At 73.6% G+C, this 15,880-nt stretch carries 17 protein-coding genes; 10 read left to right on the forward strand and 7 right to left on the reverse strand.

The annotated features are described in order from the left end of the window. Positions 1 to 96 (forward strand): acyl-CoA dehydrogenase family protein (locus ACZ6Z8_RS24515; protein ID WP_157849844.1); only part of this gene is annotated, 96 nt, incomplete at its 5' end. 144 nt (positions 97 to 240) lie between these two features. Further along, positions 241 to 927: a TetR family transcriptional regulator gene (locus ACZ6Z8_RS24520; protein WP_402816816.1), complete on the forward strand. Its 687-nt coding sequence runs from the start codon at positions 241 to 243 to the stop codon at positions 925 to 927. A gap of 199 nt (positions 928 to 1,126) precedes the next feature. Here ACZ6Z8_RS24520 and ACZ6Z8_RS24525 read toward each other — a convergent pair whose 3' ends face one another. Continuing rightward, positions 1,127 to 2,575 (reverse strand): MFS transporter, encoded by a 1,449-nt coding sequence (locus ACZ6Z8_RS24525; RefSeq protein ID WP_465612222.1) that lies wholly within the window; start codon positions 2,573 to 2,575, stop codon positions 1,127 to 1,129. Between the two features lie 199 nt (positions 2,576 to 2,774). Between ACZ6Z8_RS24525 and ACZ6Z8_RS24530 the strand changes: the two genes are divergently transcribed. Further along, positions 2,775 to 3,128, forward strand: a complete 354-nt coding sequence (locus ACZ6Z8_RS24530) for an ArsR/SmtB family transcription factor (protein ID WP_465612223.1) — start codon at positions 2,775 to 2,777, stop codon at positions 3,126 to 3,128. A 40-nt stretch (positions 3,129 to 3,168) separates the two neighbouring features. Here ACZ6Z8_RS24530 and ACZ6Z8_RS24535 read toward each other — a convergent pair whose 3' ends face one another. The 6 genes from ACZ6Z8_RS24535 to ACZ6Z8_RS24560 form a co-directional block, all read right to left on the reverse strand. Beyond that, on the reverse strand, positions 3,169 to 4,335 hold the full coding sequence (locus ACZ6Z8_RS24535) for an NADH:flavin oxidoreductase (RefSeq protein ID WP_465612224.1): 1,167 nt from the start codon (positions 4,333 to 4,335) through the stop codon (positions 3,169 to 3,171). 59 nt (positions 4,336 to 4,394) lie between these two features. Beyond that, the gene (locus tag ACZ6Z8_RS24540; RefSeq protein ID WP_465612225.1) at positions 4,395 to 5,048 is read right to left on the reverse strand and encodes an NADPH-dependent F420 reductase; all 654 of its coding nucleotides are present in this window, start codon (positions 5,046 to 5,048) and stop codon (positions 4,395 to 4,397) included. A gap of 17 nt (positions 5,049 to 5,065) precedes the next feature. Next, on the reverse strand, positions 5,066 to 5,815 hold the full coding sequence (locus ACZ6Z8_RS24545) for an AAA family ATPase (protein WP_465612226.1): 750 nt from the start codon (positions 5,813 to 5,815) through the stop codon (positions 5,066 to 5,068). A 333-nt stretch (positions 5,816 to 6,148) separates the two neighbouring features. Further along, complete coding sequence (locus tag ACZ6Z8_RS24550) at positions 6,149 to 6,736, reverse strand: TetR family transcriptional regulator (RefSeq protein WP_465612227.1); 588 nt, start codon at positions 6,734 to 6,736, stop codon at positions 6,149 to 6,151. A gap of 151 nt (positions 6,737 to 6,887) precedes the next feature. Then, positions 6,888 to 8,054: an acyl-CoA dehydrogenase family protein gene (locus ACZ6Z8_RS24555; protein ID WP_465612228.1), complete on the reverse strand. Its 1,167-nt coding sequence runs from the start codon at positions 8,052 to 8,054 to the stop codon at positions 6,888 to 6,890. Continuing rightward, a complete protein-coding gene (locus tag ACZ6Z8_RS24560) occupies positions 8,051 to 9,043 on the reverse strand; it encodes a ScbA/BarX family gamma-butyrolactone biosynthesis protein (protein WP_465612229.1) in 993 nt (330 codons plus the stop codon). The genes ACZ6Z8_RS24555 and ACZ6Z8_RS24560 overlap by 4 nt, the downstream gene beginning before the upstream one ends. 157 nt (positions 9,044 to 9,200) lie before the next feature. On the opposite strand from ACZ6Z8_RS24560, the gene ACZ6Z8_RS24565 reads away from it, so the two are divergent. The 7 genes from ACZ6Z8_RS24565 to ACZ6Z8_RS24595 all read left to right on the forward strand — a co-directional run bounded on the left by ACZ6Z8_RS24565 (position 9,201) and on the right by ACZ6Z8_RS24595 (position 15,848). After that, entirely contained in the window at positions 9,201 to 9,908 is a 708-nt protein-coding gene (locus ACZ6Z8_RS24565) for a ScbR family autoregulator-binding transcription factor (protein WP_465612230.1), read from the forward strand. 23 nt (positions 9,909 to 9,931) lie between these two features. Further along, entirely contained in the window at positions 9,932 to 10,720 is a 789-nt protein-coding gene (locus ACZ6Z8_RS24570) for an HAD family hydrolase (RefSeq protein WP_465612231.1), read from the forward strand. 256 nt (positions 10,721 to 10,976) lie between these two features. After that, positions 10,977 to 12,170 carry a ParB/RepB/Spo0J family partition protein gene (locus ACZ6Z8_RS24575; RefSeq protein WP_465612232.1) on the forward strand — a complete coding sequence of 398 codons (1,194 nt, stop codon included), beginning with the start codon at positions 10,977 to 10,979 and terminating at the stop codon, positions 12,168 to 12,170. Continuing rightward, positions 12,154 to 12,981: a thioesterase II family protein gene (locus tag ACZ6Z8_RS24580; protein ID WP_465612233.1), complete on the forward strand. Its 828-nt coding sequence runs from the start codon at positions 12,154 to 12,156 to the stop codon at positions 12,979 to 12,981. The genes ACZ6Z8_RS24575 and ACZ6Z8_RS24580 overlap by 17 nt, the downstream gene beginning before the upstream one ends. Before the next feature lie 370 nt (positions 12,982 to 13,351). Continuing rightward, positions 13,352 to 14,374 (forward strand): AvrD family protein, encoded by a 1,023-nt coding sequence (locus ACZ6Z8_RS24585; RefSeq protein WP_465612234.1) that lies wholly within the window; start codon positions 13,352 to 13,354, stop codon positions 14,372 to 14,374. Between the two features lie 146 nt (positions 14,375 to 14,520). After that, complete coding sequence (locus ACZ6Z8_RS24590; RefSeq protein WP_465612235.1) at positions 14,521 to 15,537, forward strand: beta-ketoacyl-ACP synthase III; 1,017 nt, start codon at positions 14,521 to 14,523, stop codon at positions 15,535 to 15,537. Positions 15,538 to 15,611: 74 nt separating this feature from the next. Further along, positions 15,612 to 15,848: an acyl carrier protein gene (locus tag ACZ6Z8_RS24595; RefSeq protein ID WP_465612236.1), complete on the forward strand. Its 237-nt coding sequence runs from the start codon at positions 15,612 to 15,614 to the stop codon at positions 15,846 to 15,848. Positions 15,849 to 15,880 lie beyond the last annotated feature (32 nt).

Genomic DNA, 15,880 nt, shown 5'->3' on the forward strand with positions numbered 1-15,880 from the left:
CCGGTGGAGCGGATGATGCGGGACGCGAAGATCACCCAGATCTACGAGGGCACCAACCAGGTCCAGCGGATCGTCATGGCCCGCAACCTGCCGTAACGGCGGCCCGAGGCGCCCCGGCGGCCGGGCGGGAGATCCCCCCGGCCGTCGGGGCCGACGTCTTGCGCCGATGCTAAGTTCCGGAGAATGAGCGAGAAGGAAGAGCAGGACCTGCCCATGAACGACGGGCCCTCGAAGCCGGCGATGCGCGAGGCGCTGGTGGCCGCGGCCTTCGAGCTCTTCCTGGAGCGAGGCTTCGAGCAGACGACGGTCGACGACATCGTCTCGCTCGCCGGCGTCGGCCGGCGCTCGTTCTTCCGCTACTTCCCGGCCAAGGAGGACGTGGTCTTCCCCGACCACGAGCGCAGCCTCGCCGAGATGACGGAGTTCCTGGACTCCGGCACCGGCGAGGAGGACCCGGTCAAGCACGCCTGCGACGCGGCCCGGCTGGTCCTGCGGATGTACGCCGAGCAGCCCTCCTTCTCCGTCCAGCGCTACCGCCTCACCCGCAAGGTCCCCGGCCTGCGGGCGTACGAGCTCTCGGTGGTCTGGCGCTACGAGCACACCCTCGCCGCCTACCTGCGCGGCCGCTTCGCCGACCGCCCGGACGGCCCGCTGCGCGCCGACGTGATCGCCGCGGCCGTGGTCGCCGCCCACAACCACGCCCTGCGCACCTGGCTGCGTTCGGGCGGCGAGAGCGACTGGGTGGCCGAGGTGGACGCGGCGATGGCCTTCGTCACCTCCACCTGGAGCGACCGCCCCGCCGATTCCGCCCCGGCGGGCGAGGACGCGGCCGACGACGTGGTGGTCCTGGTCGCCAGCCGCCGGGCCCCGCTGTGGCGGATGGTCCAGGGCATCGAGAGCGCCATCGGCGACACCCGCCGGCTCTGAACCGGCCCGGCGCGAGCGCGGCGCAGCCTGCCGAACGGCCCCTCCGGCCGGACTCGTGGTCCGGCCGGAGGGGCCGTTCGGCGTTCCCGCCCCGCCGTACGGGGATGAGCGGCGCGGGAACACGGGTGACGGACTCCCGGATCGCGGGGTCGGTCAGGTACGGGCAGGTCAGGTACGGCCGGGGTCAGGTACGGCCGGGTCAGGTACGGGCCGGGGCGGTCGCCGCCTCGGCCGCGGCCTCGGTGCGGCGCTCCGATCGGGCGACCAGCCGCCAGGCGAACACCGCGCCGAGCAGGTAGGCGACGCCGACCAGGACGAACGAGACCGAGGCGCCCCGGCTCCAGTCGGGGGTGGCGTGCAGCACCACGCCGACCACGGCGATGCCCACCAGCGAGCCGATCTGGCGGTTGGCGTTCAGGACGGATCCGGCGACGTTGGCGTGCTCCGGGCCGGCCGAGTCCACCATGGCCGCCGTCATGCCGGGGGAGATGATGCCCGAGCCGAGGCAGGCCACGCCGATGCCGATGGCGATGATCCAGTACGGGGTCGACGCGGAGATCGCGGTCAGGCCGAGCGAGCAGACCCCGGCGACCAGCAGGAAGACCGTCAGCAGCGGGCCGTTGGCGTAGCGCCCCGAGATCTTCGAGTACACCACGTTGGCCACCGGCGACAGGATGGTGATCGGGATCAGCTCCAGCCCGGCGACGAACGGGCTGGCGCCCTGGGCGTGCTGGAAGAACAGTCCGAGCATGAAGATGGTGCCGAAGAGCGCGAAGTTGAAGAAGAAGCCGACCAGATTGGCGCCGGAGAAGCCGGGGCGGCGGAAGAGCGTCCACGGCATCACGAGCTTGTCGCTGCCGCGCTCGCGCCGCACCAGCACGGCGGTGGCGACCAGCGCCACGCCGTAGGAGATCAGCACCGGCGTTGCGCCCCAACCGAGTTGGGGGCCCTCGATCAGCGCGAAGCTGACCGCGGCGAGCGTGACGATCCAGACCAGGTGGCCGAACGGGGCCGGCCGGTCGCCGCGGGCCTCCGGCGCCGCGATGAAGCGCCGCGTCATCAGCATGCCGATGACGCCGATCGGCAGGTTCAGCAGGAAGATGCTCTGCCAGCCGAGCGAGCCGACCATGAGGCCGCCCAGGGTGGGGCCGACGCCCGAGGAGGTGGCGACGATCGCCGACCACAGGCCGAGCATCTTGGTGCGCCGGCGCTTCTCCGGGAACGAGAACACCAGCAGGGACAGCGAGCTCGGCATGAACAGCGCGGCGCCGGCGCCCTGCAACATCCGTGCGGCGATCAGCAGTTCGGGGGTGTTCGCGAGCGCGCAGCCGAGCGAGGCCAGCAGGAACAGGCCCATGCCGGCCATGTAGACCTTCTTGGCGCCGAGCCAGTTGGCCAGGCCGCCGGCCAGCATCAGCAGTGAGGCGAAGGTCAGGATGTAGCCGTCCACGACCCAGGTGAGCTGGGTGAGCGTGGCCCCGAGCTTCTCCTGGAGGGTCGCGCCCGCGACGTTGACGATGGTGACGTCCAGGGTGGCCATCACGAAACCGGTGGCCAGCGCGGCGATCTTCAGGCCGCTGGAGGAGTCCGGTGGGGCGGCTGCGGGGGCGGCGCCGGTCTGCGCCGGGCGGGTCTCGGCGGTGGTCATCACTGGTTCCTTCTCTTGCGGACGGCGGCTGCCCGGGCGGGCAACTCGCGCTGGCGACGGTCGAGTTGGCGGGTGGGGCGGGATTCCCACTGAAGGGCATATGACGATGGCTGTCAAATTTGATTCCAGTCGTCATAAAGTGGCCGTCGTACGATCGTGGTCGTACGATTGGGGACGCCGCGAACCAGAGAGGTGCACCGTGACCGCACAGGCCGCCGTCGACCGCATCGGGGACCACCCCGACGCCGCGGACATCACCCTGCAGCGCATCCTGGAGGCCTTCGCCGACCCGGTGCGGCGCAGCATCGTCCGGCAGATCGCCCGCACCGAGGGGGACACCGCCTGCGGCACCTTCGACATCTCGGTCACCCGGTCGACCGGCACCCACCACTTCCGGGTGCTGCGGCAGTCCGGGCTGATCCGGCAGTACTACGTCGGCACGTCCAAGATGAACACCCTGCGCCGCGACGACCTGGAGCAGGCCTTCCCCGGCCTGCTGGACGCCCTCATCGCCGCCGCCGACCGGGAAGCCAGCCGACCGGGGGCGGACTGACCGGCCCGGTCGGGCGCGGCGACGAGGACGGGACGAGGGCTCAGTCGAGTCGGGCCAACTCGGCGGCGTCGAACGGGCGCAGCCGGTCCGTCCGCCCGGTGCGGACCAGCTCCGCCCAGTCCGGGTTGGCCACCAGCGCCCGCCCCACCGCGACCAGGTCGAACTCGCCCCGGGCGAGGCGCTCGGCCACCAGGCCGACGTCGTCGACCTCCGCGCCCTTGCCCTCGACGTAGCCCAGGTAGTCGCTGTCGCGAAGGCCGACCGAGCCGACCGTGATGGTGGGGCGGCCGGTCACCTCCTTCACCCAGCCCGCCAGGTTGAGCGGCGAGCCCTCGAACTCCGGCTGCCAGAACCGCCGGGTGGAGCAGTGGAAGACGTCGACCCCGGCGTCCACCAGCGGTGCCAGGAAGGTCTCCAGCTCCCGCGGGTCGTCCGCGAGCCGGGCCCGGTAGTGCGCCACCTTCCACTGCGAGAGGCGCAGGATGACCGGGAAGTCGGGGCCGGTGGCCGCGCGGCAGGCCCGGACCACCTCCGCGGCGAACCTGGTCCGGCCGGCCGGGTCGCCGCCGTAGCCGTCGGTGCGGCGGTTGGTGACGTCCCAGAAGAACTGGTCGAACAGGTAGCCGTGCGCTGCGTGCAGCTCGATCCCGTCGAAGCCGAGGCGCTGGGCGTCGGCCGCGGCGCGGGCGAAGGCCTCGACCACCTCGGCGATGTCGGACTCGGACATCGCGCGCCCGGCCGGTCGGCCCGGCTCCAGGCCCGAGGGGTTGATCAGCCCGCCCGGCGGTTCGAACAGCTCGACGCCCTTCGGCGCGGTGCGGCGGGCCTCCTCCAGCGACCGGCCCCACAGCAGCGGGTCCTGGCCGACGTGCCACAGCTGGGGCACGATCCGCCCGCCGGCCGCGTGCACCGCGCCGACCACCCCGGCCCAGCCGGCCAGTGCGTCGACGCCGTGGAAGCGCGGGACGGACGGGCGGTTCCCGGCCGAGGGGTGGCCCACGAAGGTGCCCTCGCTGATGATCAGCCCCACCCCGTGCCGGGCGCGGCGCGCGTAGTACTCCGCGACGTCCGCGCCGGGCACCCCGCCGGGCGACAGGTCGCGGGACATGGGGGCCATGACGATCCGGTTCTCCAGCGCCAGCCCGCCGATCTTGAACGGCTCGAAGAGCGGCGCCGCGGTTGCCGGTTCCGGCGGTGTCGTGCGCACGTGACTGCCTTTCGTCTTGGGTTCGCAGGGCCGCGGACGGCCCGTCCGGCGGGCTCGGGTCAGCCGGCCGGGCCGATCAGCGCCCGCATCTCGCCCGGGGTGAACATGTGGGGGAAGAGCACCCCGCCCGGGTCGAGCGGCGCCGACCGGTCCAGCCCACCCAGGTCGACCGGGGTGAAGCCGGCGTCGTGGACCAGCCCGGACACCGTGGCCTTGGCCGCGGCGTCGTCGCCGGCGACCGCCATGGCCCAGAAGTGGCGCTGGCGGGTGCCGCGCGACCACAGCAGTTCGTCCATGACGTGGGTGAAGGCCCGGACCACGGTGGCGGTGGGCAGCAGCTCGGCGGCGTGCCGGCCCTGGGTCACCCCGGGGGTGAGGGTGGACACCACCCGGCCGTCCTCGGTGAGCGACACCGGGTTGGTGGCGTCGATGACGACCTTCCCGGCCAGGTGCTCGCGGACGGTGTCGAGCAGCCCGTCCACCGCCTCGTACGGGACGGACAGCAGCACGACGTCGGCCGTCCGCGCGGTCTCGACGTACGTCGCGGCGCGGGCCCGGGGACCGAGCGGTTCGACGAAGGAGGCGAGCCGCTCGGGGGTGCGGGAGCCGAAGGTGACGCTGTGGCCGGCGGCCAGCCAGTGGCGGCCGACCGGTCGGCCGATCTGGCCGGCGCCCAGGACACCGAGCTTCAGCGGCGTGGTGGTCTCGGTCATGGCGGCGGGCACCCCTCTCAGGCCGCGACGGCGGCGGTGCCGGCGGTGACGGTGCCGGCGGCCGCGGCGGCCGCGGCGTTGCGCTCGGACTCGCTGCGGACGTCGAGCTCGGCGTAGTCCTGCTTCGCCGCCTCGATGGCCTCCTCGATCGTCATCACCCGGGGGAAGCCGAAGAGTTCGGTGATGGCCTCCAGCCGCTCGGGGATGGTGCCGCCGATGATGTGGGTCGGGATCTTCAGCTCGTCCCGCAGCACGTTCAGCAGGTGCTCGTCGGAGAGGACCCGGAAGCGCTCGTTGACGGGGCGGTGGCCGTTCGGGTCGAGCGGGAACTCGATCGGCAGGTGCACGAAGGCGTCGTAGGTCTCCTTGGCGTACTGCTTCAGCGCCACGCCGAGCTGGGCGACGACCTGCTCGTAGAAGCGGATCTCGTCGGTCTTCTCCACGGACTCCAGGCCGATGGACTCGTTGGGGTTGATGCCGACCGTGACGCGCACGGTGGCGTAGGTCCACTCGTGCAGCGAGGAGCCGTCGGAGATGTACCCGCCGGGCAGGTGGCTCTCGTGCACGGCCCGCTCGACGTAGCGGCGCATCACCAGCTGGATGAGCTCGGCGGCGTTGCACTCCTCCAGCGTCTTGCCCGGGACGGCGTGCGGCAGGATCTCGCGCATGGTCTTGGCGTGGGTGCGCGGGATGCCGGTCAGGTGGGCGAGCGCCATGGTGGTGAGCGTCTTGCCGGAGGAGTAGGTCCCGGAGATGGCGAGCTTCATCGTTTACCTCTCGGAGCGGGGAGACGGTCGCGAGGACGGTCGGGGAAAACGCGCGCGGCGTTCCGGAGGATCAGCGGGGAACGGCCGCGGGGCGCGTGGGGAGATATCAGTGGAGAGCACGGCTTTCGGCTCTCGGACCGTTCTCCGGCGGGCCGGTTCGTGAATTCCAGGCCTGCGGCGAAGCGGTGCGGAAGAAAGGCTAGCGGGGGTGGAACGGGAATTTCCAGGTGCCCGTTTGCACAGGCTGTGCGACTGGGGCCGGTGCCTCGGTTGCACAGCGGACGGCCGGTCGGCGGCGGGCCGGCGCGCGCCGGGGCGGAAGGAATCCCCTGGTCAGCCCAGTCCCAGCACGGTGTGCAGGACGCGCCAGGCCTCGTCCGGCTCGTCGGCCCCGTCCTGGCCGGCCCCTCCGGACGGCAGGTACGAGGAACCGTAGAGGACGGCCAGAACCAGATAGGCAAGGGATTCCGGGGAGTGGACCGGTGTGACGTCCAGCTCGTCCTGCGCCCGCCGGATGCTGGTCACCATTTCCTGGCGGATATCGGCGAAAAGCCCGACCGAATCGCCGGGACGGCGCTCGCAGTCCGCGGCGAGCCGGAGGGCGGCCCGGAACCGGACATTGGATTCGAATTGAACGCGCATCCGGCGGATGAGTTCGGTGAGCGCCGATCCGGGGGAGGGGCGGGGCGGCTCACCGGGGGGCTCGCGGATCAGCTCCCAGCGCCGGGTGCTCTCGTCGACCAGTGCGACGGCGAGCTGGTGCTTGGACCCGAAGTGGGCGTAGAGCGCGCCCTTCGTCATGCCGGTCCGGGCCACCACGGCCTCGACCTTGGTGGCCGCGAAGCCGTGGGCGGCGAACTCCGCCGCCGCGGCGTCCAGTACGCGTTCCCGGGTCACCCATGCCCTGGCCTGCTTCACCACCGCGGCAGCCTCGCAACTGTGTCCATGCCATAGAAACATACCTATGCGAAGGTATGTTGTCGAGCGGTGATGAACGGTCGGCACCAGGGGGCCGATCGCCGATCTGACGGGCGATCGGCCCCCGGCCGGGACGGCGCGGCGGGTGGCGCGGCTATCCGCCGAGCACGGCCGCGGCGTAGTCGGCGGCGGCCGCCGCCGGACCGAGCACCCCGTGCGAGGCCGCGGTGGTGACGTCGCGCCAGTACCGCTGCAAAGGGGAGTCGTCCCGCTGCGCCTGCGATCCGGCCGCACGGAAGAGCCGGTCGACCGCCTCGGCGCACCAGGCCGAGGCCATCGCGGCGTCCCGGCGGTTCTCCGCCACCAGCAGCGGGGTCACCTCGGCGAGGTCGGCCCGCTCGGCGACCCGCTCCAGCAGCAGCCGCGCCGCGGCGATCCGGGCCGAGCCCTCGCCGAGCGCCAGCTCGGCCTCCGCCCGCCGGGCGGGGGAGAGGACGGGCAGGCGAGGCGTCACGGACGAGTGCCAGGCGTCGAGCGCGCCCTCGGCCGCTCCCAGGACCGGCGCCGCGAACATCAGCGCCCCGGCCAGGTGGACCGGCACCCGGTGGCAGCGGGCCGCGTCCGGCCCCGGCGGCCGCTGCAGGTCGGCGAGGGTGCAGGAGAGCCGGTCCGGGACGAACGCCCCGGCCACCTCCACCGCGTTGCTGCCCGTCCCGCGCATGCCCAGGCTCCGCCAGGTGTCCAGGACGGTCCAGTCCGACCGGGGGACGGCGAAGATCCGGTGCTCCGGTCGTTCCGCGGAGCCGGTCCGGGAGGCCAGCAGCAGCCAGTCCGCGTGGTCGACCCCGCTGGCGGTGTCCCAGCGCCCGCGGATCCGCCAGCCGGCCCCGTCCCGGACCGCCTCGCCCTGCGGCGGCATGATCGAGGTGGAGATCAGCACGTCGGGCGAGGCCCCCCAGAGTTCCTTGCGCCCCTCCTCGGGGAGGTGGGCGGCGAGCCGGCCGTGCGCCGCGAACAGGGTGGCGCACCAGGCGGTGGACGGGCAGGTCCGGGCGATCCCGGCCGACGCGCCGAGCAGCTCGGCGAAGGTGCCGGCCGTACCGCCGAACTCGCGGGGGACGAAGTGGCGGGAGAACCCGGCGGCCACCACGGCCCCGACCGCCTCCGGGCCGAGCCGGCGCCGCTCCTCCACGCCGGACAGGTCGTTCCGCGCCGCGTCCACCACTCGCCCGATCGCGTCGGCGGGAAAGGCGGTGGGCTGGACATCGGGCGAGGGCGGGACGGGAGGCGGGGCGGGGGCGTGCACGAGGGGCTCCTTCACGAGGCTTCCTGAGGGTCCGTCGGGTAGGCGAGCCGGGCCGCGGCGAGGACGACGCCGCGCTGGGTGGCGGTGACCTCGGCCGTCCGCGTCCGCTCCGGCCCGGGCGTCACCGTGACGGCCACCGGCAGGTCCGGCTCCGCGAACGCGGTGAAGGTCGCCGAGAGTCCGGCGGGGTGCAGCGGAGCGCCCATGGCGCGGCCGGCCTGCCGGAAGGCCTCCAGCAGCACCATCCCGGCGACGTGGTCGGACGGGTGGTCGAAGAGCACCGGGTGGCCCGGGTCCGGGTCGAGCCAGAAGCCGCCGCGGAGGCCGGAGGAGTCCCGGGCGAGGAGGACGTGCTCGTCGCCCGGGTACCCGACCTCGTCGGGGGCGAGCCGCCGCAGCGGGCCGAGCGGGGCCTCGGGGCGCTCGGGCGCCCCGCCCGCCCTCGGACGGGCCTCGCGGTGGCGCACCACCTGGTAGAAGGCCGGGTGCAGGACCTCCCAGCGGATGCCCGCCCGGCCGATCAGGGCACCGTCCACGGACGCCGCCGCCTCCAGCGCGAGGCCGGTGCGGCGCGGGGTGGTCACCGTCCGGGTGCAGGTGACGTCCAGGGTGACGTGCGCCGGGGCGCCGGGCCGCAGCGGCGCGGCGCCGTCCGTCAGTTCCAGGTCGAGGCGGTCGAGGACGAACGGGTGCCCGTGCGGTACGCCGTGGAAGCGGTGCGAGAGGAGTATCAGGGTCTGACGGACCGTTTCGGCCAGCAGCAGCGGATCCGGCGACCGGCCCTCCCCGCTGTGGTGGAGGAAGCGGTCGCGCGGCCACACGGCGCCGACGGTGAACCGGCCGTCGCCGTCGCGGGCCGCGTCGGTGAGCAGGACCTCGGCCGCGGAGGTCTTGTGGACGGAAGCGGCCGGAAGGCGGTGTGTGAACGAGATCCTGGGGCCGGTCGGCAGCGGTGCTGCCTGGTCCGACGGCAGGTACTTTGGCGGTGCGGTGATGATGGACATGCGAGCACGTCTCCCCGTTGGTGTGCCGTTCCCTAAGGTGGTGCCACCCCATCTGCGGGCGAGGGTCATGTCAGGTGACCGTTGATCCCGGGCCGAAAATATACCTGGGAGAAGGTATATAGCCAGAAGTGCTCGGTGTAGAGAGAAAGGGCGAGCAGTGAGTCAGAACAAGGGTGTTGCCGTGGAGCCGTTGTGGCCGACCCCCAAGATCCAGCGTTCGGGCACGGCCGGGCCGCTGCTGCGCCAGGAGCGCGCCGAACGCACCCGGGAGCAGATCCTGCACTGTGCCGCGCGGATCTTCGCCGACCGCGGGTACCAGCAGACCAGCATCAAGGACGTGGCGGACGAGGTGGCCATGACCAAGGGCGCCGTCTACTTCCACTTCCCCAACAAGCAGGCCCTTGCCATCGCCGTGGTGGACGAGTTGTACTCACGTTGGCCGGTGACGCTGGAGGCGGTGCGCGGCAAGGGCCTCTCACCGCTGGACACCGTGATCGAGATGTTCAACGCGGCCACCGCCGCGTTCCTGGAGGACCCGATCATGCAGGCGGGCACCAGACTGCAGAACGAGCGCGACGCCGTCGACGTCGAGCTGCCGCCGCCCTACGTGGACTGGACGAACCTGATCTCGATGCTGATGCGCGAGGCCCACCAGCAGGGCCAGTTGGCGCGGCACGTGGATCCGGACGTGGCCGCGCGGGTGGCGGTCGCGGCGTTCTTCGGCGCCCAGCACATCTCCGACAACCTGAACGGCCGCGCGGACTTCGCCGAGCGCTGGCGCGAGGTGCGTGACACCCTGTTCCCCGCCCTGCGCGCCCGGCCGAGCCTCGCCGCCGACCCCGACCGACCCGTCACCCGCGGGTGACCGCTGCCCCCGAGGAGCCCTCCGTGGTCCAGTCCGACCGTCTGGCGTTCAGCGACCTCGACGAGACGCTGATCGACTGCAAGAGCATGTTCGACTTCCTGGACTTCTACCTCGGCGGCCGGTACGGGCCGTCGGGCGTCCGGCGGGCCGCCCGGGTGCGGGCCGAGCTGGTCGCCCTGGCGGCTGCCGGGACCCCGCGCGAGCAGGCGAACCGGGCCTACTACCGGGTCTGGGCCGGGGAGCGGGAGGAGACGGTCCGGACGGCCGGCCGGGAGTGGTTCGCCCAGCGCTCGCGCGTCGCCGGCTTCTACATCGCCGCGACCCGCGAGGCCCTGACGCGGCATCGGGTGGCGGGCGATCCGGTGGTGCTGGTCTCCGGGTCCTTCCCGGCGCTGGTCGAGCCGGTCGCCCGGGACATCGGCGCGGCGCACGTGGTGTGCAGCCGGCCGGAGGTGCGCCGGGGGGTGTTCACCGGCGAGCTGGTCGGCGAGCCGGTGATCGGCGAGGAGAAGCGCCGGGCCGTGCGCGCCCTGCTCCGGGCGTACCCGCACGTCGATCCGGCGGACTGCTACGGCTACGGGGACCACGTCTCGGACCTGCCGATGCTGACCGAGGTCGGGCACCCTGTGGTGGTCGGCGACCCGGACCTGGTCGACCGGGTGCCCGGGGCCCGGCTGCTGCCGGTCGGCAGGCCCCTTCCGGCCGGTGCGCTGACGGCGGGCGCCCCGGCCGCCGGTGAGGTGACGCCTGGTGAGGTGACGCCTGGTGAGGTGACGCCCGGCGAGTTGACGGCCGGGGCCGCGGCCCGCTGATCGCCGGGGTTCCACGGCCCTCGACGTAAAGGTCTCGCTTCCGCATGTTGCGGCCGCATTAAAAAACCTTCTCAAAGGTATGTGGATGTCCTACGATCGCTGCGAAGCATGCCTCCCCTTTGGCCTGTCTCGACGAGGAGACGCCCCAGCAGACCCAGGGAGCGGGACGGCACGGTCCCCGAGGCCGGACGAGCGACGCGGACCGCGGCTCCGTTCGCCCGGCCACGCTCCCGTGTTGCACGTCAGAGGACTCGCCGTGAAGCAAGAAACCGCAACCGTCCGCGCCGAGGAGACTCCGGCGCCCCGCACGCCGTCCGCGGAATGGGCCCCGGCCCTGTCCGAGGTCGTGACCGTCCCGGTCGCCGCACTGCTGCCGGCCGATTCGCCGCGCGCCCGCGGCGAGGACCCGGAGCACCTGAAGGCGCTGGCCGAACTCGGCCGCGACCTGCCGCCGATCATCGTCCACCGTTCGACCATGCGGGTGATCGACGGCATGCACCGGCTGCGCGTGGCGGCCGCCGAAGGAAGACCCGACATCCCCGTCCGCTTCTTCGAGGGATCGGAGCGCGACGCCTTCGTGCTCTCGGTCCAGAGCAACATCCGGCACGGCCTGCCGCTGTCCCGGGCGGAGCGGACGGCGGCGGCCGGCCGGATCCTGCGCTCCCACGCCGACTGGGCGGACCGGATGATCGCCGAGGTCACCGGCCTGTCCACCAAGACCGTACGGGCGCTGCGACGGGAGATGGGCGGGGCGATCCCGCACCCGGCGACCCGGATCGGCCGGGACGGCCGCGCCCGGCCGCTGGACAGCGCGACCGGCCGGCTGCGCGCCGGCGAGCTGATCGCCGCCAACCCCCGGGCCTCGCTGCGCGCGATCGCCGACCAGGCGGGCATCTCCCCGGGGACGGTCCGGGACGTACGGGACCGGCTGCGACGGGGTGAGGACCCGGTGCCCGCCGGCCGTCGCCCGACCGGCCCCACGGCGATCCGCACCGTGCCCGCGCCTTCGCCGGTGCCCGAGCCCGCACGCGCACCCGCACCCGCACCCGCATCCTTTCCCGGTGACGTGCGGGGCGGCGACCGGCGCGGCGGTGACCGCCGCCGCGCTCACGCCCCGCAGCAGCCGGGCCAGGACCTCGCCCGCACCATGGAACGCCTGATGAGCGACCCGGCCCTCCGGCTGACCGAGAGCGGCCGGCACCTGCTGCGGATGCTGACCAGCAGTCTGCCCCCGGTCGAGCAGCGGGACCAACTGGTGCGCAGCGTCCCGCCGCACTGCGCCGGGCGGATCTCCCAGCTCGCCCTGGAATGCGCGGCCGCCTGGCAGGAGTTCGCGCGGCTGGTGGAGACCGCCCGGCCGGACCTCGCGCCCGAGGGCTGGGCCTCCGGCGCGGCCGCCTCGCCGGAGCGGTCGCACGGAGCCGGGAGGGCCGATGCTCCGGCAGCCTGACCGCCCGGGCAGTGGTGCGACGACGGCCGGGGTGTGCAACCGGGGCCGGTCCCCGGTCGCACACCCCGCCCCGGCGGAGCCCGGACCGGACGACGCCCCGCTCACCTTGCTGGGGCTGCACCCGGCCGGCGGCAGTACGGCCTTCTTCACCGGCTGGCAGCGCGCCCTGGGCGAGCGGGCGAGCGTCGTCCCGGTCCGGCTCCCCGGCCGGGACGCCACCGGTGCCCACTGCCGGGCCGGCCTGCCGAGCCTGGTCGCCGCCCTGGAACGCGACCTCGGCCCGCTGCTCGACCGGCCGTACCTCCTCTACGGGCACAGCATGGGTGCGCTGCTCGCCCACCGGCTCACCCTGTGCAGAGCCGAGCAGGGCCGCCGACTGCCCGAGCGGCTGCTGCTCGGGGCCTACCCGGCGCCCCACCTGCCGCACCCGCTGCACCGCGCGCTGCGGCTCGGCGACGCCGAACTGGTGCGCCTGCTCGTCGACTTCGGCGCGCTGCCGGAATCGCTGCGCACCGACACCCGCTGGCTGGCGGAACGGATCGCCCTCGTCCGGGCGGAGATCGGCCTGTGCGACGCGACTCCCGGGAGCGCCGTGCGCCGGCCGCTGCCGTGCCCGATCGAGGTGTTCTCCGGAATCGACGACCCGCTGGTGACGGCCGGGAGCGCGGCGGCCTGGGCCGAACACGCGGGTGGGGGCTTCCAGCTGCACCGGCTTCCCGGCGGCCATTTCTTCCCGCGCGAGTCACCCGAATCCAAGGACGCCTTCTTCCGCTGTCTGACCGGCCTGATCGCCCCGCCGGTGACGGTCTGAACCGGCCGTCCCGGCGCGTTCCCGCGGGCCCGGGCATTCCCTTTTCCCGCGCGCTTCCGGCCTTTCGGTGCCGCAATCACCCCGACCGGTACGGGTGGGGGGATTCCGGGCTTGCCTGACGGTCCGGGCGGCGGGCAGAGTGATCCCCGTACGGGAGCCGAAATCCTCCGGCACCGCGCGACCGGGCCGGCCGTCGCCCGTGAGCCCGTACCCACTCCGCAGGCCGAGCCCGTGAAGTGACGCGACGTCAGGTCCCGTCCTCGGTGGAGCTGCCCGTCGACACCGCCGTCGTCCCGGAACCGCCGAAGCGCCTCACGACCTGGGCCCAGGGCGCGCCCCGACCCGCCCTGCCACCTTCTCCGAGGAAGCCATGACAGACATCGCAGAGCAGACCCGTGCCCGCCGAGCCACCGTCGACGACTACCTGGGGCCAGGAGAGAAACGGTTCTTCGGTGAGGGCTACAAGCGGGCGGAACAGTGGCTGACCGACATCCGGGTCGGCGTCGGCCCCGACGGCGTGGGACACGTCCGGGCCCGGGCCGGCGTCAGCTACCCGGACGACTGGTCGCGCAAGGGCAAGCGCAACCAGCGCCCGCACCTCAGCAGCATCGACGCCCTGCTGCTGGCCGGCGAGACCGCGGAGATCCACCTCGCCCACGTGCTCGGCCTGGACGCCGAGCAGCGCAGCACCGCCCGACTGCGCCGGGTGCGGATGAAGGCCGGCACCAGCCCGGTCGAGGAGCAGCTCGACGAGTTCCCCGTCGAGGCGACCGTCACCGAACTCCCTTACGGGGCGAGCGACCAGGGCATGCGCGTGTCGGTCGCCGACTGCCTGGTCGGTGCCCTGCGGGTGCAGTGCGAGATCGAGCACCCGGCCGGCGTCGTACGGTCCGAGCCGGGTGCCTACGACGGCCCGGACGCCCTGCTGGGCAGCGCGGCGCTGCGCCCGTACGGCGCGGCGCACAAGGCCAAGTACCAGCTGATCGAGCACCTCGCGGTCGACTTCCCGTCCAACTCGGCTTCCGCCACCGTCAGTTCGCACTTCCGCGAGAGCGAGGCGGCGGACGCCCCGGTCCGCGGACTGGAGACCCTCAGCCACCGGGCCACCTCGATCCTCGACGTCTTCGTCGCCACGATCCAGCTCGGCCAGATCCTGCTCTACGAGATCGACGGCGTGCCGCGCTCCGAGAGCAACACCCTGTGGATGCGGCAGACCGTCCTCGACATCGCCGAACCGCACCGGCCGGTGACGGCCCCCGAGCCGCTGTCGGTGCACCTGGAGGGCACCGAACTCCTCACCTCGCGCGACGGCGAGTCCTGGCGGCTGGTCGACATCGTCGGCCGCCTGCGGCACCTGTCGGTCAGGTGCTCGGCCGCCCACCGCCTGCCCTGACGGCCCCACCGCCCGACGGCAGCCCTACCCAACAGGCCCACCGCTCGACGGCAGCCCCACCCAACAGGCCCACCACCCAACGCCCCCGCACGGACAGGAAGCACGGACATGACAGCACCCCGCCCCACCGCCCCGGCGAGCCGGCCGTGAGCCGCACCGCCGTCCTCGCCGGCCTCGGCGCCATGGTGCCCGAACGGGTCGTGGACAACGACGAGATCGCCCTGACGATCGACACCGACGACGAGTGGATCCGGACCAGGACGGGCATCAGCCGACGCCACTGGGCCGCCCCCGGCACCGCCACCGGCGACCTCGCCGTGGTGGCCGGCCGACGGGCCCTGGAGTCGGCCGGCGTGGACTCGGTGGACCTGGTGATCCTGGCGACCAGCACGCCCAACCAGCCCATGCCCGCCACCGCCCCGGAAGTGGCCACCCGGCTGGGGATGGCCGGGGTGCCCGGCTACGACCTCTCGGCCGCCTGCGCCGGCTTCGTCTACGGCCTGCACGCCGCGGCCGGCTCGATAGCGGCGGGCCTGTCCGAACGCGTCCTGGTGATCGGCGCGGACATCTGGTCCACCCGGCTGGACCCGGCCGACCGCGCCACCGCCATCATCTTCGGCGACGGCGCCGGCGCCGCCGTGCTGCGCGCAGGGGAGGCCGACGAGCCGGGCGCCCTGGTCGGCTTCGACCTCGGCAGCGACGGCGCGAACCGCGACCTCGCGGTGCTGCCCGCCGGCGGCTCCCGCCAGCGCTCCGCCCGGGAGCCGCTGCGCGAGGAGGACAACTACCTCGCCATGCGCGGGAAGGAGATCTTCACCCACGCCGTCGACCGGATGGCGGGCTCCTCGGAGGCCCTGCTGGACTCGATCGGCTGGAGCTCCGAGGACGTCGACTGGTTCGTCGGGCACCAGGCGAACGTCCGCATCCTGCACACCGTCGCCGACGTGATGAACGTGCCCCGGGACCAGGTCGTGGTGCACCTCGACAAGGTCGGCAACACCTCGGCCGCCTCGATTCCGCTCGCCCTCACCGACGCCGCCGCCGCGGGGCGGCTCGAACCCGGGCAGCGGGTCCTGCTGACCGCCTTCGGCGGCGGGCTCAGCTGGGGCTCGGCGGCGCTCAGCTGGCCCGATCTCAAGGTGTCCGGCATCGAGACCGTATGACCCGCGCGGCCCCGGTGGCCCACGAAATCCGCCCCTCCCGCACCACCCGCCCGCCCCGTGCGAAAGGACACCCGATGGACCGCATCACCGAGCGCGTCATGACCCTCCTGGTGGACAAGTTCTCCATGGACGGCACGATCACCCCCACGACCCCCTTCGCCGACCTGGGCCTCGACTCCCTCGTCCTGCTGGAGCTCTCGGTCATCCTGGAGCGCGAGTACGGCGCCCGCGTCTCCGAGGACGACCTGGCCGAGGCCGGCACCGCGGCCGGCGTCGCCGCCCTGATCACCGCGCACTCCGCCGCCGTCTGACCCGCCGCCCCTCCGGCGGGCCCCCTTCTGAC

The sequence above is a fragment of the Kitasatospora sp. NPDC101108 genome (genome assembly GCF_055584725.1).